Origin of the sequence: Trichococcus flocculiformis (genome assembly GCF_963662535.1) — a bacterium.
Classification (GTDB): domain Bacteria; phylum Bacillota; class Bacilli; order Lactobacillales; family Aerococcaceae; genus Trichococcus; species Trichococcus flocculiformis.
The window spans coordinates 678116-699221 of sequence record NZ_OY759718.1; the positions used below are offsets into that span (position 1 = coordinate 678116).

The 21106-nt window shown below is 47.5% G+C and carries 23 protein-coding genes; 14 read left to right on the top strand and 9 right to left on the bottom strand.

Annotated elements, in window-relative coordinates; genetic code table 11:
* Nucleotides 1-3 precede the first annotated feature (3 nt).
* Complete coding sequence (locus ACKPCD_RS03445) at nt 4-1428, bottom strand: sensor histidine kinase (protein WP_321434009.1); 1425 nt, start codon at nt 1426-1428, stop codon at nt 4-6.
* A gap of 12 nt (nt 1429-1440) precedes the next feature.
* Nucleotides 1441-2409: an ABC transporter substrate-binding protein gene (locus ACKPCD_RS03450; RefSeq protein ID WP_321434010.1), complete on the bottom strand. Its 969-nt coding sequence runs from the start codon at nt 2407-2409 to the stop codon at nt 1441-1443.
* A gap of 268 nt (nt 2410-2677) precedes the next feature.
* Here ACKPCD_RS03450 and chvE point away from each other — a divergent pair, with 268 nt between their 5' ends.
* The 5 genes from chvE to ACKPCD_RS03475 all read left to right on the top strand — a co-directional run bounded on the left by chvE (nt 2678) and on the right by ACKPCD_RS03475 (nt 7967).
* On the top strand, nt 2678-3727 hold the full coding sequence (chvE, locus tag ACKPCD_RS03455) for a multiple monosaccharide ABC transporter substrate-binding protein (RefSeq protein WP_407702688.1): 1050 nt from the start codon (nt 2678-2680) through the stop codon (nt 3725-3727).
* Nucleotides 3728-3792: 65 nt separating this feature from the next.
* Nucleotides 3793-5325, top strand: a complete 1533-nt coding sequence (gene mmsA / locus ACKPCD_RS03460; protein WP_321434012.1) for a multiple monosaccharide ABC transporter ATP-binding protein — start codon at nt 3793-3795, stop codon at nt 5323-5325.
* Nucleotides 5326-6537, top strand: coding sequence for a multiple monosaccharide ABC transporter permease (gene mmsB, locus ACKPCD_RS03465; RefSeq protein WP_321434013.1), 1212 nt, complete (start codon nt 5326-5328; stop codon nt 6535-6537).
* Nucleotides 6538-6550: 13 nt separating this feature from the next.
* Entirely contained in the window at nt 6551-6874 is a 324-nt protein-coding gene (locus ACKPCD_RS03470) for a PTS sugar transporter subunit IIB (RefSeq protein ID WP_086630159.1), read from the top strand.
* A 370-nt stretch (nt 6875-7244) separates the two neighbouring features.
* A complete protein-coding gene (locus tag ACKPCD_RS03475; RefSeq protein ID WP_321434014.1) occupies nt 7245-7967 on the top strand; it encodes a dihydrofolate reductase family protein in 723 nt (240 codons plus the stop codon).
* Between the two features lie 101 nt (nt 7968-8068).
* Here ACKPCD_RS03475 and ACKPCD_RS03480 read toward each other — a convergent pair whose 3' ends face one another.
* Nucleotides 8069-8437, bottom strand: a complete 369-nt coding sequence (locus ACKPCD_RS03480; protein WP_086630157.1) for a VOC family protein — start codon at nt 8435-8437, stop codon at nt 8069-8071.
* Between the two features lie 180 nt (nt 8438-8617).
* Here ACKPCD_RS03480 and ACKPCD_RS03485 point away from each other — a divergent pair, with 180 nt between their 5' ends.
* Complete coding sequence (locus ACKPCD_RS03485) at nt 8618-9304, top strand: CBS domain-containing protein (RefSeq protein WP_072763807.1); 687 nt, start codon at nt 8618-8620, stop codon at nt 9302-9304.
* A 272-nt stretch (nt 9305-9576) separates the two neighbouring features.
* Here ACKPCD_RS03485 and ACKPCD_RS03490 read toward each other — a convergent pair whose 3' ends face one another.
* Nucleotides 9577-11016, bottom strand: coding sequence for a SulP family inorganic anion transporter (locus ACKPCD_RS03490; RefSeq protein ID WP_321434015.1), 1440 nt, complete (start codon nt 11014-11016; stop codon nt 9577-9579).
* Nucleotides 11017-11249: 233 nt separating this feature from the next.
* On the opposite strand from ACKPCD_RS03490, the gene ACKPCD_RS03495 reads away from it, so the two are divergent.
* A complete protein-coding gene (locus ACKPCD_RS03495; protein ID WP_068561524.1) occupies nt 11250-11543 on the top strand; it encodes a type II toxin-antitoxin system RelB family anti-toxin in 294 nt (97 codons plus the stop codon).
* Between the two features lie 63 nt (nt 11544-11606).
* On the opposite strand, the gene ACKPCD_RS03500 is transcribed toward ACKPCD_RS03495, so the two are convergent.
* A complete protein-coding gene (locus ACKPCD_RS03500) occupies nt 11607-12410 on the bottom strand; it encodes a Cof-type HAD-IIB family hydrolase (protein ID WP_321434016.1) in 804 nt (267 codons plus the stop codon).
* 201 nt (nt 12411-12611) lie between these two features.
* On the opposite strand from ACKPCD_RS03500, the gene ACKPCD_RS03505 reads away from it, so the two are divergent.
* Both ACKPCD_RS03505 and ACKPCD_RS03510 read left to right on the top strand, forming a co-directional pair.
* On the top strand, nt 12612-12854 hold the full coding sequence (locus ACKPCD_RS03505; protein ID WP_068561522.1) for a hypothetical protein: 243 nt from the start codon (nt 12612-12614) through the stop codon (nt 12852-12854).
* Between the two features lie 24 nt (nt 12855-12878).
* Entirely contained in the window at nt 12879-13190 is a 312-nt protein-coding gene (locus ACKPCD_RS03510; RefSeq protein ID WP_321434017.1) for a hypothetical protein, read from the top strand.
* Here ACKPCD_RS03510 and corA read toward each other — a convergent pair whose 3' ends face one another.
* Nucleotides 13191-14144: a magnesium/cobalt transporter CorA gene (gene corA / locus ACKPCD_RS03515; protein WP_321434018.1), complete on the bottom strand. Its 954-nt coding sequence runs from the start codon at nt 14142-14144 to the stop codon at nt 13191-13193.
* A 146-nt stretch (nt 14145-14290) separates the two neighbouring features.
* On the opposite strand from corA, the gene ACKPCD_RS03520 reads away from it, so the two are divergent.
* Nucleotides 14291-15094, top strand: coding sequence for an HAD-IIB family hydrolase (locus ACKPCD_RS03520; protein WP_321434019.1), 804 nt, complete (start codon nt 14291-14293; stop codon nt 15092-15094).
* A gap of 130 nt (nt 15095-15224) precedes the next feature.
* Entirely contained in the window at nt 15225-15608 is a 384-nt protein-coding gene (locus tag ACKPCD_RS03525) for a MerR family transcriptional regulator (RefSeq protein WP_068561589.1), read from the top strand.
* 74 nt (nt 15609-15682) lie between these two features.
* Here ACKPCD_RS03525 and ACKPCD_RS03530 read toward each other — a convergent pair whose 3' ends face one another.
* Nucleotides 15683-16138 (bottom strand): OsmC family protein, encoded by a 456-nt coding sequence (locus tag ACKPCD_RS03530; RefSeq protein ID WP_321434020.1) that lies wholly within the window; start codon nt 16136-16138, stop codon nt 15683-15685.
* Between the two features lie 202 nt (nt 16139-16340).
* Here ACKPCD_RS03530 and ACKPCD_RS03535 point away from each other — a divergent pair, with 202 nt between their 5' ends.
* Entirely contained in the window at nt 16341-16688 is a 348-nt protein-coding gene (locus ACKPCD_RS03535; protein WP_086990091.1) for a hypothetical protein, read from the top strand.
* A gap of 93 nt (nt 16689-16781) precedes the next feature.
* Here ACKPCD_RS03535 and ACKPCD_RS03540 read toward each other — a convergent pair whose 3' ends face one another.
* Nucleotides 16782-17015 carry a hypothetical protein gene (locus ACKPCD_RS03540; RefSeq protein WP_321434021.1) on the bottom strand — a complete coding sequence of 78 codons (234 nt, stop codon included), beginning with the start codon at nt 17013-17015 and terminating at the stop codon, nt 16782-16784.
* A gap of 143 nt (nt 17016-17158) precedes the next feature.
* Nucleotides 17159-18088, bottom strand: coding sequence for a LysR substrate-binding domain-containing protein (locus ACKPCD_RS03545; RefSeq protein WP_321434022.1), 930 nt, complete (start codon nt 18086-18088; stop codon nt 17159-17161).
* A 421-nt stretch (nt 18089-18509) separates the two neighbouring features.
* Here ACKPCD_RS03545 and ACKPCD_RS03550 point away from each other — a divergent pair, with 421 nt between their 5' ends.
* Together ACKPCD_RS03550 and ACKPCD_RS03555 are read left to right on the top strand one after the other, a co-directional pair.
* A complete protein-coding gene (locus ACKPCD_RS03550) occupies nt 18510-19445 on the top strand; it encodes a nitronate monooxygenase (RefSeq protein ID WP_321434023.1) in 936 nt (311 codons plus the stop codon).
* Between the two features lie 84 nt (nt 19446-19529).
* Nucleotides 19530-21098 carry an acyl CoA:acetate/3-ketoacid CoA transferase gene (locus ACKPCD_RS03555; RefSeq protein ID WP_321434024.1) on the top strand — a complete coding sequence of 523 codons (1569 nt, stop codon included), beginning with the start codon at nt 19530-19532 and terminating at the stop codon, nt 21096-21098.
* The last annotated feature ends 8 nt before the right edge of the window (nt 21099-21106 follow it).

A 21106-nucleotide genomic window follows, 5' to 3' on the forward strand; every position in this document is an offset into this window, starting at 1 on the left:
CTTTTAGGTAATCTTCGGTACTGTGACTGTGACGGTCGTGCCTTTTCTGTAGGTGCTATCGATCTGGAGGGAAGCGGCATTGCCGTAATACAGCAATAGCCGCTTCCTGACGTTGTAGAGGCCATAGCCGCCTTCACCGGAGTCATCGACAGTGGCTTGGGAAAGCCGGGTTTGGATTTCGAGGAGACGCTCCTCTGGCATGCCGATGCCGTTGTCCGTCACGAAGAATTGGATCGTGTCAGCCGTATAGGTTGCTGCGACTGTCACTTTCCCGGCTCGGCGGACATGTTTGGTTCCGTGGTAGACCGCATTTTCCACCAACGGCTGCAGGATCATCTTCAGCACTTCCGTCTGGAGGATGGACTCCGGGATGTCGATGGCGAACTTCAGCATGGCGCCATAGCGGATCTGCAGAATTGTCAGGTAATCTTCCACATGACGTTTCTCTTTCTCGATCGTGATCCAGTCCTGGCCTTTGCTCAAAGAGATGCGCAGGAAATCGGAGAGGGCATAGGTCATCGTCTTCACCTGCTCGCTGTTGCCTTGTTCAGCCAAGGACAGGATGGCATCCAGGGTATTGTAGATGAAGTGGGGTGTAATCTGCGCCTGCAGGACACGCAACTCGCTCTGGGCCAGATCGAATTGCTTCACGGCGTTTTCTTCAATCAGCACACGCAGATTCTGCGCCATGTCATTCATGCTTTCCGTAACGACGCGCAACTCCGCGACTTTCGGCTCTTTTGCGCGGTAATCCAGATGTCCTTGCGACAACTCCTCGGAAAGGACGATCAAGTCGTTCAGCGGCTCCTGGATCTGTTGCGTCAAAAAGCGGTTGTTTTTTCGGGCATAGTAGACGATTACCAGAACGATGATGAGCTCAAATAGAATAAGATAATAGAGCGACACAAGCATATCATCGCTGGTTTTACCCGCAAGTTCGATTTCGACGCGCACGAAGTCCTGCAGAATATCATAAAGCAACACCGTGACGGCATCGACTTGGAGCATGATGGCTTCATTTTCAGCGAACGGCCGTCCGTTGGCGATATTGCTTTCCATCTCGGAAATGTAATTGTCGAGCGTATCCAGTGTCCGCAGAGCGACATCCAGTGTAGCGGCTTCCTTTTCGGTAGTGGTGTTGGCCTGGATTTCTTCGATGGCGAGCCGCACCTTTTCCAGCTCGTTGCCGGAATCGTAATCATTGACTTGGATGAGTCCGAAGACCAGGTCCCACAGTTCCTCCAAAACATTTTCCTGGACGATGTTCGAAACCGTATTCGCTTCCTCGACGTTCGCCAGTGCGCTACGGTAAATCAGGATATTGCGCGTGTAAAAGATACTGATCACCAACAGGGGGATCAGGGTGATGCTGAAAAGCAGGCGATTGGTCTGCTGGAAAATATCTTTGATACTGGCTATTTTTTCCATCACGCTGCCTCCCTAATAGTCCCTTGGCGGAATGCTATCGAGATTCCCTTTATCTGAAAAGACGGTTTCGGGCATATAGATTTCATCCGGGATAGTATTGCCGTTCAAATAACGCTTGATGGTGTTGCGGACGTACCAACCGGCGTTCGGATTGCATTCTACTACGCAATTGACCTTGCCGGCGCGCAGATTCTCGATCATTTCTGATTGGCCGTCGTTTGTGACTATGATGATGTCCTGGCCGGGGACGATGCCACTTTCTTTCATGACCTCCAGTATACCTAGCGTCATCTCATCGTTGTGGCTGTAAAGGACATCGATGTCTATCCAACCGTTCTCCTCGATGTAGTTCCGGAAGACGTCCTTTGCTTTGGAACGGATATAGTCCCCTTCCAATGACGCTACGATGGCTATTCGGGAATCGCGGCTGATCACTTCCGTGAAACCTTCGTTTCGGAAGTTGGCGCTTGAAGTTTTTGCAAGCCCTTTCATTTCCAGGATGTTTATGGAAATCTGAGAGCTGTTTTGGAAATGATTAGTGATGTAAAGTCCCGCCCGGTTTCCTTCCGCCTTGAAGCTGGGACCGATGTGCGTCAAATACAGATTCTCTTCAGCTGTGCGGATATGCCGGTCGACAACGATCACGGGTATGCCCGCAGCTTTTGCTTCCAACAGCACAGCATCCCAACCATCTTCCACGATAGGCGTGAAGACAATCATATCCACTTTATAGGCAATGAAGGTGCGCATGTCCTGGATTTGGCGATCCTGGTTCATGAAGCCATTACGGTACAGTACTTCATAGCCTTCTTTATTCATTTCTTCTATAATTGATTCTGTGTGCCGCTTGCGCCAATTGCTTTCCGTTCCAGATTGCGAGAATCCGACGACGATGTTCTCGGGCTCTGCTTCTGTATAAGGACCGTTCGCGCAACCGCCGACAAGAAACAACAGGAGAAACAAATGCAACAGGTATTTCATGAGGGAAACTTCCTTCCTAATTATATGAAAAATAAATCGTTACCATCGAATAGTTTAGCATAGTTTAAAGGGTGTTCGAAAAAAAACAAAGAAAATCGCAAAAAATCCATATGGAAACGGATACAAATCAGTAAGAATATCAAGAAACTGGAAAAGATAGTGAATGTAAGCGGTGTCTGTTAGCGATACAATGTGTATATCAAATAAAACAGCAGTGGAGGAATTCGGGATGAAATTCAATTGGAAGAAAAGTTTTCTTACGGCAGCAATGTTACTATCCGCAGTAGCGCTAGGTGCTTGCAGCGATGGCGAAGCATCTACAGGGGATGCAGGCTATGTAGGGATTGCGATGCCGACGAAGTCAATGGAGAGATGGATTTCTGATGGTAACAACATGGTTACCGAGTTGGAGAAATTAGGCTATAAGACGGACCTTCAATATGGCGAAGACAAAGTAGAAAACCAAGTTTCCCAAATTGAAAACATGATCACAAAAGGCGTGGATCTTTTGGTTATTGCTCCCATTGACGGATCCGCTTTGACGGATGTACTTGAAAAAGCAGCCAATGAAGGAATCGAAGTGATCGCTTATGACCGCCTATTGATGAATTCCGAAAACGTGGATTACTATGCCACTTTCGATAATTTTGGAGTAGGTGTGCTGCAAGCTTCCTATATCGAAGATGCGTTGAACTTGAGTGAAGGCGAAGGTCCCTATAATATCGAATTGTTTAGCGGATCTCCGGATGACAATAACGCTTTGATCAATTACGACGGTGTAATGTCCGTGTTCCAACAGTACCTTGATAGCGGTCAATTAGTGGTTCGTTCCGGTCAAACAAAATTCAGCCAAATCGCAACACTGCGCTGGGATGGTTCGACTGCACAAGGACGGATGGATAATCTTTTGAGCGCAAACTATACAGATACACTACTGGATGCCGTCTTGTCTCCTAATGATACGATCAGCTTGGGGATCATTTCTTCCTTGAAAGGGGTAGGATACGGTTCAGCGGACAAACCGATGCCGGTCATCACAGGGCAAGATGCAGACCAAGCAGGGGTGAAATCAATCATTGCCGGCGAACAGACACAAACCGTCTTCAAAGATACGCGCATCCTGGCTCAAAATACAATCGAAATAATCGAAGCGATCTTCAACGAGGAAGAAGTGCCTGTAAACGATACGGAAACGTATGATAACGGCGTGAAGGTCGTACCTACTTATCTGGCTAATCCAATCTCAGTCGATAAAGAAAATTATCAGGCTGAATTGATCGATACAGACTACTATTCTGAAGAAGATTTAGGCCTATAAAAATGTAAATAACGGAGACTTCCTTGGCGTCGCGAAGGAAGTCTCTTCCATAGAGGAGGGATATCATGGCGGATTATATATTGGAGATGCGGAATATCATCAAAGAATTTTCTGGCATCCGGGCATTGAATGATGTGAATCTAAAAATTGAGCGTGGCGAAATCCATGCCTTATGCGGTGAAAATGGCGCGGGGAAATCAACGCTGATGAATGTGTTGAGCGGTCTGTATCCATACGGCAGCTATGAGGGGGACATCGTCTACGACGGCGAGACATGCAAATTCAAGGATCTGAAGGACAGCGAAAACAAAGGCATCGTCATCATCCACCAGGAATTGGCGCTCAGCCCGTACCTATCCGTAAGTGAAAATATTTTCCTCGGCAATGAACAGGCGAAACGCGGCATCATCGACTGGGACCTGACGGAAAAGAAGACAGCCAATCTGCTGAAGACGGTCGGGTTGAAAGTGAATCCCAATACGCTCGTTTCCCAGATTGGGGTCGGGCAGCAGCAATTGGTCGAAATCGCGAAAGCCTTCTCGAAATCGGTACGCCTGCTGATTTTGGATGAACCGACAGCCGCACTGAATGAGGAAGAGAGTGCCAATCTGTTGGAGCTGATCAAGGAATTCAGAAGACAAGGCATCACTTCCATTATCATTTCCCATAAGTTAAACGAAATCGTCAATGTGGCTGACCGCATCACGATTCTGCGCGATGGCAAAACGATCGAAACGCTGGAAAAAGAAGCCATCAACGAGGAACGCATCATCCGCGGTATGGTCGGAAGGGACTTGACGAACCGTTATCCCGAACGCCATCCGAACCTCGGCGACGTCTATTTTGAAGTGAAGGATTGGACGGTTCACCATCCGATTGATGCGCACCGCGTCATGAACGACAAAATCAATTTCAATATTCGCAAAGGCGAAATCGTCGGGATTGCGGGATTGATGGGGGCGGGCCGGACGGAATTCGCGATGAGTGTCTTCGGACGTTCCTACGGCAGCAATATTTCCGGAAAAGTCTTCAAAGAAGGGCAAGAAATTTCGGTCAAGGATGTGCCGGCAGCCATCGAAAACGGGCTTGCTTATGTATCCGAAGACCGGAAAGCGCTGGGATTGAACCTCTTGATGGACATCCGTGAGAACACGACGATCGCAAGTTTAGGGAAAATTAGCAAGCAGGGTGTATTGAACAAAGAAAAGGAAGTCCAGATAGCCGAGGAATACCGCAAAAAAATGCGCACGAAGACGAGTTCAATCTACCAAAAAGTCAGCAGCCTCAGCGGTGGGAACCAGCAGAAGGTCGTCCTTTCCAAATGGCTGATGACGGAACCGGATGTCCTTTTCCTGGATGAACCGACACGCGGGATCGACGTCGGCGCCAAATACGAAATCTACACGATCATCGAGGAGATGGCGGCTGCCGGCAAATGCGTCTGCATCATCTCGTCCGAACTGCCTGAGATTTTGGGGATGTGCGATCGCATCTACACAATGAATGACGGAAAATTCACGGGTGAGGTTTTGCGCAAAGACGCGAACCAAGAATCGCTGATGAATCTAATGACTAGGGAAGAAGAGGGGGCGTTATAGATGGAAACGACGAACGGAATAAAAAATGGAGCAAAAAAAGAGAAGCAAACACTGGATCTAAAAACAAAGGCGCTTGATATTTTCAGTAAATACAGTATGGTAATCATTCTGATTGGCTTGCTGTTAGCCTTCCAGCTCATGACGGACGGCATCTTCTGGCGGCCGCTGAACATCACCAACATCGTGCTGCAGAACAGCCACATTCTGGTTCTGGCTGCTGGTATGCTATTGGTGGTCCTGTTGGGCCATGTCGATCTTTCGGTCGGTTCCGTTATGGCTTTCGTGGGTGCCATCTCCGGAATCTTGATGGTGAACTGGAACATGAGCCCTTGGTTGGCGGTACCAATTTGCATCGCGATCGGAGCGATCATCGGCGCATGGCAAGGTTACTGGGTAGCCTACTTTGGCATCCCGGCTTTCATCGTCACGTTGGCGGGTCTGTTGATGTTCCGTGGGTTGACGCAGGTCGTTCTGGGCGGTCAATCACTGTCGCCTTTCCCGGAAATATTCCAAAAAATATCTACAGGCTATCTGCCTGATTTGACTGACGGCAGCGTGCATCTGTTGACGATGATCCTGGGCGTCCTTATCGCGGCAGCGCTCGTTTTCGGACAATGGCGCACACGCGAAAAACGCAAAAACAATTTGTTTGAAGTGGAATCAATGAACGCTTTCACGCTGAAAGCAGTCATGACAGCAGTAGTAATGATCGGTGTGACTTATATCTTCGCATCCTACCAAGGCTATCCTGTCATTTTGGTCATCTTGGGAGTCATCGTAGCAGCTTATGCTTTCTTGACGAACAAGACAGTTGCGGGACGCCAAATTTACGCAACCGGCGGAAACCGTAAAGCGGCAGAATTATCCGGTATCAAAACGAAAAAAATCACTTTCTGGGTATTCGTGAACATGGGCGCTATGGCTGCATTGGCCGGCCTGATTTTGGCAGCGCGTCTGAACGCGGCCACACCGCAAGCGGGTACTTCCATGGAATTGGATGCGATGGCAGCTGTATACTTCGGTGGAGCCTCCACTTCAGGTGGGGTCGGAACCATCGTGGGAACGATCGTCGGCGGTTTGGTTATGGGTGTCTTGAATAACGGGATGTCCATTCTCGGCGTCGGCGTCGATTGGCAGCAAGCAATCAAAGGTTTGATCCTCTTGTTGGCCGTCGTCTTGGATATCTACAACAAGAAAAAGAAAGCAGCATAAGGGGTTGAAGCAGATGACCGAACAAAAGACAGCCTTATTGATTTGTACGGCAGGCATCACGACCGGCTTGCTGGTGAAGAATGTGCAGAACGCGGCGGATGAAAGGGGACTGGACATCCATGTCTACTCCGCGCCGGCGATCATCGCGGAGCAGGCAATCCAAAGCCAATCGATCGATGCGCTGATGATCGGCCCGCAATCTAAATACGAAATCGCGCGGCTGAAGGACTTCTTGACTTATAAGGCAGTGCCTTACAAGTTGATTTCGAGGGAAAATTATGAAATCCTTGACGGGGAAGCTGTGCTGGAGGAGATCATTGCGTTGATTGGGAAATAAGAAAAGAATAATTATGGGAGCCGTCTCAAGTTGAGGCGGCTCTTTTTGCCGTAAACTTCGGAATAGCTGCTAACATATCGCTGAACGAAAGATCCGACTCTCAACTCCGGCGAACAGAGGCTTGGCCGAAGGTAAGTTTGCATTTTGTATATGTTCTCCGATGAGGCGGGCTTCACCGGAGATAGGGGCGATAGTTACCGTTGTCCTCCGGCGAGCGGGGGCCTCGCCGGAGCTGGGGATAGATTTTGAGTTTTCCTTCAATCGCGAGGCCATCTGAGCATATTTTCCTGACAGTTTCTTATTGACTTAAACTAGCCTCAAGGGTTTATGATGGAATCATCAACTAAGATTCGGAACGGAGGAAAATGAAATGAACAGATCTTACAAGGTGATTTGCCATATGGCTATGTCAATAGATGGACGTGCGGCAGGGCACTATTTAAGTGCGGTCGAATTTGGGCCGTACGGGAAAGCCTATGAGGAGACGCTACAAGCTTACTCTTCGGACAATTGGATCTGCGGGCGGATCACGTTTGAGCAGCACATCACCTTCGGGAACAAAGTGGATCTGTTCGTTTACTCGGATGAAGCCATCCCGAGGGAAGATTACATTCACCCGGCTGCATTCAACTCTTACGCAATCGCGGTCGATCCGGAAGGGAAACTCGGCTGGCAAACGAATGTGATCGGTGACGAGTATCCGGAAAGAAAAGGCGACCATATCGTCACGATTTTGAGCGAGGGGGTCTCGGACCGGTATCTGGCCCATCTCAGGAAAGTGGGCGTTTCCTACATCTTTGCGGGGAAGAGCAAACCATTGTCCATGACGGATGCCTTGGATAAGCTACACAAACATTTTGGCATCGAAACTTTCATGCTGGTCGGCGGAGGATTTGTGAACGGATCGTTCGCGAGCGAAGGCTTGGTCGATGAAATCAGCCTGATCATCGCTCCGCTTGTCGAAGGCGTTTCCGATTCCGTTTCTTTGTTCGAGTTCGGGAGCAGTACGGATCAGCGTATTCGGAAGTTCAGGCTGGATAAATTTGAACGGATTGGCCTAGACGGCATCCACTTGATCTATCTTTCGGAGTAAAACGAGGGTCATAAAAAACGAAATAACCACCGAATCCAAGGCGTTTCCCCTTCGGATCCGGTGGTTATTTGACTTAACTTTGTTCGGAGCGCTTGGTCTGCTTATTCAGCCGTTTCCCGGACGGCGTAGTAGTTGCCGTCCCTGTCGGGGAAGTTAAAGGTTCTGGCGCCGCCCATTTCGATGATTTCGCCGACCGTCTCGTTGTTTTCCTTGAAGCGCGCGTACAGTCCATCGAAATCAGAGATGTCGAACAATAAAGAAGGCTTGTTGGAGGCCACTTCCGGTGAATTCTTTCTGATGAAATCGATGTCGAACAGCTGCAGGTTACACGTAGGGTTCACCGCCAGCACAATGCTGATGGAATCCCCAAAGTCAAAGCGGTCGACCTCTTTGAAATCGAGATATTGTTTCCAAAAATCGGCATTCGCTTCCACATCTTCTACATAAAGCATGATATTCGCTGTGGTCATATCATTTCCTCCGTTTCTTATCGATCATAATATCATTATACGCTCGGAGTAATTCGGAGGCCAATGTGAAGAACGGTTGCAGCAAGCGTCTTTGGATGAAAGGCTTTGGATTCGTATTTCCCGCTTTGACTTGTTAGAATAGAAGCATAACGAGATCAATTTGAGAGAGGGTGAAGGCGATTGAATAGCAATAACGAAGCATTTATGGGTTATTTCAATGATATCGAGAGTTTCTTCAACAAGACGTACAAGCCCAATCGCGGGAAATCCTACTATAGCTTTTATGAGTTGGTGGAGAACGCCGCGCGCTACGACAGTTTTGTGAAAAGGAAGCGGGATGACTTCCAGATACTAGGGGATCTGCGCAATTTCTTGAGCCACGGAAACCAAAGCGATCTGGTGCTCGTCAATGAGGAGTCACTGACTATGATCAAAGCAATCCATGAACAACTGTTGAAACCAAAGACGGCTTTCGACATCAAATCGGATGATGTGAAATTCTTCAAGGAAACTACCCCGCTATCCGCTGTCCTCGAAACGATCAGGAACACTGATTTGACGCAATTCCCGATTAAAGACGGAAAAGGAAAAGTGATGGGCTTGTTGACAGAAAATGGCATCACGCACTGGCTGTCCCAACATGCGCATGAGGCAACCGTGTCGATCGGCGGAACGCTGGCACGCGATATCCTTGTACTGGACGATAACAAGGATAATTTTGCCTTCGTCAAAAAAGATGCGAGCATTTATGAGGCGGAAGCGCTATTCGACAACCAAAAAATCGATGCATTACTGGTGACGCACAGCGGCAAAAATACGGAAAATCTGCTTGGCATCATTACACGATTTGACCTGGTGGAAGTGTAAATAGATTTTAGTTCAGAAAATACGACAAAGACAGGCTACCCATTTTTGTGGGAAAGCCTGTCTTTTTTGGAACAGAGCGCCGAAATGTATACACAGCTCCTGTGAGTGACCCCTTCGTCGGAGGCAACCTGTAACAATCAGCCTCACCTCCGATTAAGCTTGGTTCATCGGAGAACGCAACTCGGAATGATAGCCGTCCTCCGGCGAAGATCACGCTCGCCGGAGGAAGAAGATGATAAAAGGCCGCCTCGAGAGGCAGCCTGTGAGTTTTCTTATTTTTCCGTGTGGATCGAAATCCGTTTGAAAAGAGCGGAACTTTGCGTGTTCGCACCGGTAAGCGTCGTTTTTACACCCCGTTTGTTGTTGCGGGTAATGAGCTTGTCGATCGCTTCGACAGCAGTGGAATCCCATAGAGTCATGGCGCTGATGTCGATAACGATTTCTTCCTCCTGTTCGATCTCTTCAGCGAAAAAGTCCAGGAATTTTTCGGCGGAAGCGAAGTAAAGGTGGCCGTCCACTTTGTAGTGGTGATCATCATCAGCAGTCCCTGTCGCAACATGGAGATGGGACATTTTGAAAGCAGCGAAGATGGCGCTGACCAAAGTACCGGCTACGACACCGTAAGCCAAGTTATGCGTTCCGATAACAATGGCGACGGTCAGGATCATAGCGAAGCTTTCGTTTTTAGGGTTCGTGCGCAAACGTTTGATCGAATCCCAATTGATGGTTTCAATAGAGACAACGACCATGACCGCCGCCAAAGCGACAACCGGAATCTGCACGACAGAACCGTTTAAAAGAACAACGGACAACAACATGAAGAATCCGGACAGGAAAGTCGCAAGACGGCCAAGGCCGCCGTAATTCAGGTTGATGATTGTTTGACCGATCATGCCACAACCGGCGATACCGCCGAAGAATCCGGAAACGACATTCCCGAGACCTTGGCTCAACGTTTCCTGATTTTTGTCGCTCTTCTCTTCAGTGATTTCATCGACCAATTGTGCAGTCAACAGGGACTCAACCAATCCGACGATAGCAACCGAAAGTGCAGTTGGGAAAATGATCCGCAAAGTTTCCACTGTCATCGGAACAGCCGGGATGCCGAAGCGCGGCAAATCCGTAGAGATGGAGCCCATGTCGCCCAACGTTTTCACATCCAAGCCAAAACCCAGGACAATCGCGGTGATGACCAAGATCGCAACGATAGGCGCAGGGATTTTCTTCGTAATTCTAGGAAACAGGAAAATGATCGCGATTCCCAACAGACCCAGGAGCGGCAAAAGCAGGCTGCCTTGGAAATGATCCAATTGCGAAGTGAACATCATGATCCCCAAGCCGTTTACGAAACCGGTCATGACAGGCTTCGGAATGTAGCGCATCAAGGTGCCTACCTTTAATAAGCCAAGCGCGACCTGCAGGATACCTGCCAAAATCGTAGCAGCAAAAAGGTACTGGATGCCGTATTCAGCGACCAGATGGGCCAGGACCAAGGCAACTGACCCAGCAGCGGCTGAAATCATGCCTTTGCTGGAGCCAAAAAAGGCTGCGATGGCTGTGATGAAAAAAGTGGCGTATACTCCGACAATCGGTGGCACCCCTGCGACGATCATGAAGCCGATGACTTCTGGGAAAAGCGCCAGACAGACGACGATACCGGCTAGGATATCCCCTCTGATATTGCCGAACCATTCTTGCTTGTATTGTTGCATAAATACCTTCCTTCTTGAAAAAATAGTGTCTATTTTGATTTAAAAAATTATTGAACGTGCTCACAAAAATATATGTTAACACATAACAGAATAAAGGGGAATAAAAATTTATTCATAGGTGTATATTTTGAATGATACGTTTAAAAAAGAGTTAAAAAGCTTTAAATTTTAAGCTGGGGTGTGCTAGTATGTAAAAAGAAATGTTGAATCAAAGGAAAGAGGATCAGATACGCATGGAAGTAGGCAGTCGCATTCAGGAATTACGCAAACTGAACAAAATAACGGCGAAAGAGTTGGCTGAGCAAATCGACGTTTCGCCTTCCTTCATTTCAGCCATCGAACACAATTCGACTAAATTGTCCTTGAAGACGCTCAACCATATCTGTGAGGTACTTGGGGTCACCTTGGCGGAATTTTTCAATACGGAAATGAGCCCTGTGGAAAAGAAACTGACTGCTCAAATCAAAAAAATGCCGGAAGAGAAAAAGTATGAATTATTGGCCTTTTTGACAGGCTTGATTTCCTGATAAGAATAGAAAGGGAAGATGCATCCCGCTTCAATATGAGGCGGGGACATCTTCCTTTTTCGTTTACTCCATTTCGAGCAGTTGTTCGATTGCAGCCAACACGCCTTCTTCGTTGTTCGAAAGGGTACAGAATTTGGCGGCCTTTTTGACGTCATCGGCCGCGTTCGCCATCGCGAAGCTGTAGGCCACATGCTCCAACATCTCGATGTCATTCCCGCTGTCTCCGAATGCGGCGGTCTCCTCATCGGAGATGCCCCACAGCTTTTGAAGTAACTGGATACCGGAAGCTTTGTGCATGCCCGGGATGATGAGGTCGATCGAACCATGGCCGGTCGGCACCGGCGAGACGACATCGCCCACTTCGCGCATGAAGTGTTCCAAGAGGGCAGGAACCTCATCTTCTGCGAAACCTGATGCAAACTTGAAGATGATGTCATCTATTTCGGAAAAAGAATCCACCCGCTTCAGGCGATGATAGAAGCGTTTCGTGTTTTGGTAAAAGTAATCGGAAACGGAACTGTCGACATAGGCGCTGTTTTTGCCGCAAACGACCAATCGCGAACAGGCGTCCAGTTCCTTGAAGGTCCGGAGCACTTTATCGATGGTCTCTTGCGTCATCTCACCGATGGCCAGTTCTTTGTTGCAATCCACGACGAAAGCGCCATTTTCCGCTACAAAAGCAATATTATCCTGTATTTCAGGAAAAAAAGAACGCAGTTGGTAGTATTGGTTCCCGCTGGCCACGACAAAACGGATATCCTTTTCGAGCATGCGTTTATAGAGGGCATCAAAGCGTTCCTTGTTGAACTTTTTCCTGCTGTCCAGGAATGTTCCGTCCATATCGACGGCGATCAGTTTGATGGGCATGGCGAAACCTCCTTTCGTCGGATGCAAGCGTTTTCCGGTTTGAGCCATCAGTTTTTAGCATCCGCTTATGTTTAAAACATCTTAACATGTTCCCTTATTATTCCCAAAAGGAAAAGAATGCTTTGAGCGGTTTTTCCGATAAGGAAACAGTTGACAAAAAGAACGCATGTTCGTATTATGGTGTTAAAGGATGTGACTGATATGGAAAATGGGATTTGCCTGAAAGGCTCAGTGGAAAAGATCAAAATTCTCAAACTGGAAGAGACGCCACTGATCCGCTTCACGCTGACGGTGGACAAGGAAGAGAAACAGAATTGCCTGATTCGCGCGCACTCGCTGGATTTTTTGTATCAGGTCACCGAAGGGAACGCAATCGTAATTTATGGTAGGAAGAACAAGCGCAATCAAGTCGTGGTGCAGAAATATCATGTAAATCAGAAATGATGGCTGATGGATAGGGTGAGGAAAATGAGGTTGATGCAAAAAGGAATCTGGAGAAAAAAACTGGATATCGCCGATCTGTTGGAACGAAAAGGCTGCTCTGAGTTTACGTTGTTGGATGATAAGTTTTCCTTCAGAGGAGAACTGTTCGAAATCTGGTGGTACGTCTATGGTGGAAACAATCATATCTTGACCAAAAGTAAACGTTGTCCAACCCGCCTCTATTTCTTTTTGCTTGAGCCAGGTGATCTCTTCGCGGTGGATGATTTCCGCAGCTATCTGGAAACAGGGAAGTTAAAATACCCTGTCGCCACCTATTACAATAAAAACGGCTGGTGATCAGAACCAGCCGCTTTTCTTGAACCAGCGATACATCGCCAAACCGATTCCAAACATCAGACCGATAGCCAAAAAGTAGCCGTATTTCCAAGTCAATTCCGGCATATGTTCAAAGTTCATCCCATAGATGCCGGCGATCAACGTCAAAGGCGAAAAAATGGAAGTAATGATGGTAAGCACCTTCATCACATTATTGGTCTGATGGGAGTTCAGCGATAGATAGCTGTCGCGCATATCTGTCGTCACCTCGCGGTTTGAAGTAATCATCTCGGATACCTTCAGCAAATCATCGTGGATATCCGAAAAATAACTCCGCCTTTTGCGGACGCCTTCCAGGTGTTGGGAATTCAGCATGCGATAAAGCAGATCCCGCATTGGATTGACGGTCTGCAGCAGACCCAGCAGAAGATGCCGAGATTCCATCAATTCTGGTATGAATGCGGCAGTCGTTTTGTTCAGATTATCCTCTTCAAGTTGAGCCAACCTGTCTTCGATGTCGTGGATTAAAGGGAAATAATTATCCACAATCTGATCAAGGATTCTGTAAAAAATAAAGTACGGGTCCCAGTTTTCGGCATTATGTTGGGCCAACAATTGTTTCTGTACATAGGCTACTTCTTTTGAGTGAGCGAGTTGAAAAGTGACGATGAGTTTTTCACTGACAAAGAAGTCCAACTCTTCTTTGAAGAGGTCTCTACCTTCTTCGCGAACGTGATGCGTCACATAAAATGTGTAATCGTCATAATAATCCAGCTTCGGACGCTGCAGTATCTGCAGGCAGTCTTCGATAGCGAGCGGGTGGAAATGGAAGGTCTTCTCGAGATATTTTACTTCGGAGGGGCTAGGTTCATTGAAGTCGGCCCAGATCCATTTGTAGGCTGAAAGGTCGGTCGCATCCAAATCGATGTCTGTGTGGACGAGATTGTCAGCTGTGATGCCGATAACTGTTATCATATAATTGCACCTTCTTTACGAGTGATTTCAATATCCATTATACGGGAAATGCATTGCCGATGCCATTTTTGGGTCATTCAGCATTCCAGTAGCAGAGAAATGTGCGATAATGGGAGCAAGAAGACAAACGGAATGGAGGACATCGGATGATCAAGTTGATTTTGACTGATATGGACGGCACTTTCCTGAACAGTCAAGGAGATTTCAATAGGGAACTTTTCAAGCAGGTCAAGCAATTGATGACGGAACAAGAGGTCGTCTTTGCGCCCTGCACAGGCAAGCAGAGCGAGCGCGTCGAGGAAATATTCGGCGAAGATGCCGCTGATTTTTGGATCCTGGGGGACAGTGCTTCGCGGATCAAACGCAATGGTGCAGTCGTCTATGAATCTTTATTGGAGAATCGGACAGGTCGTGCCATCCTGCGCGAACTGGAAGAGATGCAGCTTGGGCATACGTTGATTGCTTGTACGAAAGAAGCCGCCATGATCAAAACTGATCTGTCGCCCGAAGAATCTGCAGCTGTCAGGAGATCCTACAAAAAAGTAGTTACGGTGGCGGATTTCGGGAGCATCGAGGATGATTTTATCAAAATCACGGTGCGCGATATGCAAGAGCGCTGCATCGAGACTGCTGAAAAACTGGCTGCTTTTCGCAATCGGGCGCATATCGTCGCTTCGGAAAAGGCCTGGCTGGACATCACCGATTTGAACGTGCATAAAGGGAGCACGGTCGCCCATCTGCAGGAGCTGCTGCAGGTCACCCCGGAAGAAACGATGGTGTTCGGAGACGGAATGAATGATGTCGAAATGATGAAGAGCGGCAGGTACAGCTTCGCTGTGCGGAACGCTTATCCAATCATCAAGGACACGGCGGCATTCACCACGGGAAGGTCGAATGATGAGGACGCGGTGTCGCATACAATCCTGCAGTTGCTTGCGTTGCAAGGCTGAAAGCTTGTCGAGGCGGGCCCCGTCCATTTGCCTGGAAATTCCATTTGACTTGGAGTCCACTCCAAGGTGTAGGATACAATTGAAGCTAACTGTCAGGATAAGTTTTGATGCCGAAAGGATGGACGAGATGATAAACATAAAGAAAGCCAGCGAGGAAACGGGTGTATCGGCCGATACGATCCGCTACTATGAGAGGATCGGTTTGATTCCACCGATCAAAAGAAACGAAAACGGGGTCCGTGAATTTGATGAAGAAGATCTGAAGTGGATCGCCTTCAGTCGCCAGATGCGCAATGCGGGGCTATCGATAGAATCCTTGATCGAATATCTTGCGCTCTTCCGCAGCGGTGAAGAGACTGTTCCGGCAAGGATGGATCTTTTGGTCGAACAACAGCATGAACTGCAGGAACGGATCGATGTCATGCAGCAGGCAATGGATCGGCTGACATTCAAAATCGAAAATTATACAAGTCATATGGTTCCGAGCGAAAACAAATTGAGGGAATTCAAGTGATTCAAGCCTAAAAAGCTCCCGTCAAAACATTGCAGCTATACAGCGATGTTTTGACGGGAGCTTTTGCATTTCTTTTAGTTGGTTCGGATCCATTGAGTCGACATGTCGACGCCCGCATCCAGCATGAGATTATAGACGGGACACCTTCTTTCAACTTCAGCCGCCAGCTTCTCGATGGCTTCGTCGGTTTCATCTGTCTCGATATGGTTCACGAGCGTGACTTCCTGGAAGTAGGTCCGGATATCATCTTCTCCGGCAAAACCGCGCGGATCAAAGGTGCCTTCGACGGTGAACGACAGGCCTCTGTAGGCGAGCCCTTGTTGTTCGGCTACATAGTAGGCAATGATCGAGGTGCAGCCTGCCAGCGAACCCAAAAGATACTCCAGCGGATTCGGCCCTTTGTTGTTGCCGCCCATCCGTTCCGATTCATCGACAAAAAATTCGGGCAGATTGCGGACTTTTACCGTAGTGGTGATGCCATTGTGCGATTGACCAGTGATCCTCAGTTTCGATAATTTTGTTTCTGTCATCTGGATAACCCCGTTTCTGTTTTTTGGTAGCGCTTACTTATTTATTTTATCACAGCAGCTCGGTATAGGCTTACCAGAAGCTCTGATCCGCCCCGGCAGGATATCCAAAATAGCCCGCGAGTGGTATACTATTCCTGAAGAGAAAGTTGCTGACAGGCAAATGTTTGCTCACGTTTATTCATGAAGAAAAGGGGTTTTCTCAATGGAAAAAAAGGATTTGGATCTTATATTGGCTAATTTTGGACCGGAAAAGGAATTCATCGGCGATGGCTATTTCCGTATCCGCGACAAGGGCAATGAGCATTATGAGATCGCTTATCTTGTATCAGCCTGTTGTGGAACAACGAATTACTTCCCGCAGATTACTGTTCATGTCGAAGGCGATAGAGTGGTTCCCGACTCCTTACTGGATCTGGTATCCAATCCGGCAAAAATGCTCAGTTATTCACCTGAGACGAGTGCTGTGATGGAAGAGGAATTGGATAAACTCTGCCAAAAGTTTTTGGATATCAAAGGGTTGAAAACAGCAAACGCCGGAACACCAGACTGATCTCTGGTGTTTTTTATATTAGTTTGAAAAAAGAGCAAGTGAGTGCGGAAATGACGCACTCACTTGCTCTTTTTTTGATTTTTTTCGTTTGGATCAATAAGGCTTTGCTGCTTCGAACGAGCCTTTGATGACACGATTGCAGTCTCCGCATTTCAACCAGTGGCCAAGATCGTTACTTTCCTGATACACGCTTGACGGTTTTTTGCACTGGCAATACAGGATTTCAGTTTCTTGAGGGGGATCTTCGGGAACAATATCCAGAAAGGGCTCTTCGGTCAACCAAGTGGCATCGATAGAATGATCGTTATCTTTTGATAATTTATCCATGATAATCCCTCCTATGGTTAAATATCCGCTCTTGTGCACAACGCATGGAAAATCTTCTGTACTCAATTTGATGATACAACTTCTGCTACCGAAAGCCAAATGATATGGTTCTCAGCGAAAAGGCGCGTTTTTTTAATATTTTTTCAAAGGCTGTCGCTGTAGGCTGTCATTAATTCCTTCGCCATATCGATCATGGCCAAGTCGACTGAGGAAAGAGTCTTTTCTTTGCTGTAGGCAATGAAGTAGCGGGTGCGGACGATGCTGGTTTCGATATAGAAAATATTGTAACTGTCCATTAATTCGCTGTTGTTAAGCGCACTTTTGGGCAGAAAAGTCAGTCCCATGCCTTTTCGGGCAAGGGCCGCCGCCGTAGAGATATTCTGGGTCTCCATAATGATATCAGCTTTTATATCGAGATGCTTCAGGAATTCGTTGGCTTGTTTGCGGATACCGGATTGGGAGGTAGTCAACACATACGTTTCGTTCTTCAACAAGTTCAAAGGATAAGGGAATTTTGTGATTTCCTTCAATTCGGACTGGTAAAGAGGGCTTGTGTCCGGAACGATGACGCACCACTTATCTTCGGCGAGCATCGTGTAGGAAAGTTGTTCATTATGGATCGGCATCATGCCCAGGTACAAATCGACTTTATTTTCCAGCAGATCCATTTCCGTTGTTTTGGCGTCCTGTTCCATGATTTTCAAGACGATGCCGGGATATTTTTCATGGAACTTCGGCAGAATCAAAGGGAGCAGAAAAGAACCCATGATCGGATGGACGCCGATACGAATTCGGCCGTATTTCAGCTTAGTGATCATGGTCAATTCGTTTACCATATCTTCATATTGGTTCTGCATTTTTTTCATGTGCGTCAAAAACCTTTCACCGGCATAGGTCAATTCCATAGGCGTCCGGTTGCGCTCAACCAATTTGGTTTGGAGTTCATCTTCCAGTTTCGTGATGGTTTTGCTGAGGTAAGGTTGGGAAATATATAGAGACTTTGCCGCCTGAGTGAAGGTGCCTTCACTGACGATGGCATCCAGGTAGGCGATGATGGTGGTCTGTTGCAGCATTCTTAGTCATCCTTTCAATCGTGCTGTTCTACTGTTGGTTATACTGGGAAATGTTTAAGAATTGCAAGCGTTATTGTACCTCATTTTTTAATTGTGAAAGATAAAATAATCACAATTATAACAGAAGAGTTATGAAGATGATATCTATTCAGAACAAAAAAGATATGGACGAAGAATGACCCATTAAAATAGAGGTGTATTATATTTGTTCATAAACTCACTAATAACGAGCTTTACATCCCAAATCTAATTATTTCATATAACCAAATGGTTATGATAAACCGGTGAAGATTACTATTTCACAATAGTTCAGATAAATTCTATAATGCAATCATAAAGAGAAAAGGTGAGCAAATGCAACGACGATTTCATTCGTCTGTGAAGGCTCATCACTCACAATTCAAGGAAGAAGGAAAAATAGATGACAACAATATGCGAAATGCTGGGAATAGAATATCCAATTTTTCAAGGAGCAATGGCCCGGATTGCAACAGCTGAGATCGCTTCTGCCGTTTCGAATGCAGGCGGGCTCGGTATCATCGGTTCAGGCGGGATGACAGCAGATCAATTGCGTGCAGAAATTCAAAAATGCAAAAGCATGACGGATAAACCATTTGCGGTAAATTTGATGTTGATGATGCACAATTGTCCGGAATTGGTGGATGTCGTGATTGAAGAAGGTATAACAGTCGTTACAACTGGAGCAGGCACACCCAAGCCATTCATGCCGAAATTCAAAGAGGCAGGGATCAAAGTGATTCCAGTAGTAGCATCCGTGAAACATGCGCAAAAAATGGAAGCTTTAGGTGCAGATGCAATCGTAGCTGAGGGAACGGAAGCGGGTGGACATGTCGGCGAAACGACAACCATGTGTTTAGTGCCGCAAGTAGTCAGCGCAGTCAACATCCCTGTATTGGGAGCCGGCGGAGTCGGTGACGGCCGCGGAGTCGTTGCGATGTACGCGATGGGGGCGCAAGGAATCCAAGTCGGAACCCTCTTCTTGTCTGCTGAAGAATGCCCGGTTCCGACAACATTCAAACAAGCGGTACTGGATGCTGATGATACAGCGACAATCGTTACAGGCCGCCGCAACGGGGCACCTGTCCGTTCCATCAAAAATAAGATGCTTACGAAATTCCAGGAACTGGAAAACAACAATGCATCCCGTGATGAATTGGAAGAGTTGGCGTTGGGTTCGTTGAGCAAAGCCGTGTATGAAGGCGATGTCGAGAACGGATCGGTCATGGCCGGCCAAATCACCGGTATGGTCCGCGATATCCGTCCTGCTAAAGAAATCATCGAAACGTTGTTCAAAGATGCCGAAGCAATCGCTAGCTCATTGAAAATTGCTTATTAATCAAAACTGAAAAAGCTCAGAGTAAGACTGAGCTTTTTTCTTACAAATGAATGTGAATGAACGAGCAAACAGGAGGGTACACTTATGACAAAAGTAATCACAGCTGCGGAAGCGGCAAAATTGATCAAAGACAACAGCACAGTGGCATTGACGGGATTCGGGTTGGCCTGTGTGAACGAAGAAATGGCCATTTCCATCGAAGATCGCTTTAAAGCGGAAGGCCATCCGAACAATCTGACAGTCATCCACGCGAGCGCTGTAGGGGATCGCCGCACGAAAGGGATGAGCCATTTGGCGCACGAAGGTCTGATCAAACGTTGGATCGGCGGTATCGTCAGTGCTTCTCCGCAAATCAGCGATCTGATCGTCGAAAACAAATGCGAAGCCTACAACCTTCCGCAAGGGGTCATCACCCAACTGTACCGTGAAATCGCCGCAAAACGCCCGGGCTTGTTCACTAAAGTCGGCATGCGCACATTCGTTGATCCGCGTCTGGAAGGCGGCAAGCTTTCCCCGTGCACGACCGAAGACATCGTCAAAGTCGTTGAAATCGAAAACGAAGAATGGCTGTTCTACCCTACATTCCCGATTAATGTCGGTCTGATCCGCGGAACGGTAGCCGATGAAAAAGGCAACTTGACGCTTGAAAAAGAAGGCTTGCACATGGAAGTCCTTCCGGTAGCTCAAGCAGTCAAAAACTCAGGCGGGATCGTGATCGCTCAGGTGGAAACGTTGGCGGCTGCAGGCACGCTGCATCCTAAAGACGTGAAAGTACCGGGCATCATGGTCGACTACATTGTCGTGGCACAGCCAGGCAATCAATTCCAAACAGAGAACACTGAGTACAATCCAGCTTTCTCCGGAGACACAAAAGTACCATTGGATGCTGTAACGGCACTTCCGTTGGATGCCCGTAAAGTTATCGCCCGCCGTGCAGCGATGGAGTTGGTTCCTTCAGCTGTACTGAACCTTGGCGTAGGGATCCCTGTCAACGTAGCGACTGTCGGTGCCGAAGAAGGCATCAGTGATCAATTGGTATTGACTACCGAAGCAGGGTCGATCGGCGGCGTTCCGGCAGGATTGAGAGATTTCGGACACGCCTTCAACAGTGAAGCGATCATGGATCACCATGCGCAATTCGACTTCTACGATGGCGGCGGCTTGGACTTATCCGTGTTGGGACTGGCTCAAACCGATGCTTGCGGAAACGTGAATGTATCCAAGTTCGGCAACCGTGTCGCAGGTTGCGGCGGATTCATCAATATTTCCCAAGCTGCCAAAAAATTGGTGTTCGCAGGGACCTTCACTGCCGGCGGTTTGCAGCAGGAAGTCAAAGATGGCCGTTTGACGATCATCCAAGAAGGCAAAGCGAAGAAATTCGTAGCCGAAGTTGAACAAGTGACCTTCAGTGGGGAATACGCGTCCGAAGTGGAACAGGAAGTATTGTATGTGACCGAACGTGCGGTATTCGACCTTGAAAAAGGCAAATTGCGCTTGATCGAAATCGCGCCTGGAGTCGATCTGGAAAAAGATATTTTGGGGCAAATGGGCTTCAAACCGGTGATTGCCGATGATTTGAAAGTAATGAATGAAGGTATGTTCCGCGAAAATTGGGGAGAACTAAAAAACATCGTCATGGCGAATGGAAAATAAGGGAGTGT

What these genes read in the sequence shown, in the direction of transcription:
- ACKPCD_RS03445 (WP_321434009.1), bottom strand. Translation starts at nt 1,428, where the DNA reads ATGGAAAAAATAGCCAGTATCAAAGATATTTTCCAGCAGACCAATCGC.
- ACKPCD_RS03450 (WP_321434010.1), bottom strand. Translation starts at nt 2,409, where the DNA reads ATGAAATACCTGTTGCATTTGTTTCTCCTGTTGTTTCTTGTCGGCGGT.
- chvE (WP_407702688.1), top strand. Translation starts at nt 2,678, where the DNA reads ATGTTACTATCCGCAGTAGCGCTAGGTGCTTGCAGCGATGGCGAAGCA.
- mmsA (WP_321434012.1), top strand. Translation starts at nt 3,793, where the DNA reads ATGGCGGATTATATATTGGAGATGCGGAATATCATCAAAGAATTTTCT.
- mmsB (WP_321434013.1), top strand. Translation starts at nt 5,326, where the DNA reads ATGGAAACGACGAACGGAATAAAAAATGGAGCAAAAAAAGAGAAGCAA.
- ACKPCD_RS03470 (WP_086630159.1), top strand. Translation starts at nt 6,551, where the DNA reads ATGACCGAACAAAAGACAGCCTTATTGATTTGTACGGCAGGCATCACG.
- ACKPCD_RS03475 (WP_321434014.1), top strand. Translation starts at nt 7,245, where the DNA reads ATGAACAGATCTTACAAGGTGATTTGCCATATGGCTATGTCAATAGAT.
- ACKPCD_RS03480 (WP_086630157.1), bottom strand. Translation starts at nt 8,437, where the DNA reads ATGACCACAGCGAATATCATGCTTTATGTAGAAGATGTGGAAGCGAAT.
- ACKPCD_RS03490 (WP_321434015.1), bottom strand. Translation starts at nt 11,016, where the DNA reads ATGCAACAATACAAGCAAGAATGGTTCGGCAATATCAGAGGGGATATC.
- ACKPCD_RS03495 (WP_068561524.1), top strand. Translation starts at nt 11,250, where the DNA reads ATGGAAGTAGGCAGTCGCATTCAGGAATTACGCAAACTGAACAAAATA.
- ACKPCD_RS03500 (WP_321434016.1), bottom strand. Translation starts at nt 12,410, where the DNA reads ATGCCCATCAAACTGATCGCCGTCGATATGGACGGAACATTCCTGGAC.
- ACKPCD_RS03505 (WP_068561522.1), top strand. Translation starts at nt 12,612, where the DNA reads ATGGAAAATGGGATTTGCCTGAAAGGCTCAGTGGAAAAGATCAAAATT.
- ACKPCD_RS03510 (WP_321434017.1), top strand. Translation starts at nt 12,879, where the DNA reads ATGAGGTTGATGCAAAAAGGAATCTGGAGAAAAAAACTGGATATCGCC.
- corA (WP_321434018.1), bottom strand. Translation starts at nt 14,144, where the DNA reads ATGATAACAGTTATCGGCATCACAGCTGACAATCTCGTCCACACAGAC.
- ACKPCD_RS03520 (WP_321434019.1), top strand. Translation starts at nt 14,291, where the DNA reads ATGATCAAGTTGATTTTGACTGATATGGACGGCACTTTCCTGAACAGT.
- ACKPCD_RS03530 (WP_321434020.1), bottom strand. Translation starts at nt 16,138, where the DNA reads ATGACAGAAACAAAATTATCGAAACTGAGGATCACTGGTCAATCGCAC.
- ACKPCD_RS03535 (WP_086990091.1), top strand. Translation starts at nt 16,341, where the DNA reads ATGGAAAAAAAGGATTTGGATCTTATATTGGCTAATTTTGGACCGGAA.
- ACKPCD_RS03540 (WP_321434021.1), bottom strand. Translation starts at nt 17,015, where the DNA reads ATGGATAAATTATCAAAAGATAACGATCATTCTATCGATGCCACTTGG.
- ACKPCD_RS03545 (WP_321434022.1), bottom strand. Translation starts at nt 18,088, where the DNA reads ATGCTGCAACAGACCACCATCATCGCCTACCTGGATGCCATCGTCAGT.
- ACKPCD_RS03550 (WP_321434023.1), top strand. Translation starts at nt 18,510, where the DNA reads ATGACAACAATATGCGAAATGCTGGGAATAGAATATCCAATTTTTCAA.
- ACKPCD_RS03555 (WP_321434024.1), top strand. Translation starts at nt 19,530, where the DNA reads ATGACAAAAGTAATCACAGCTGCGGAAGCGGCAAAATTGATCAAAGAC.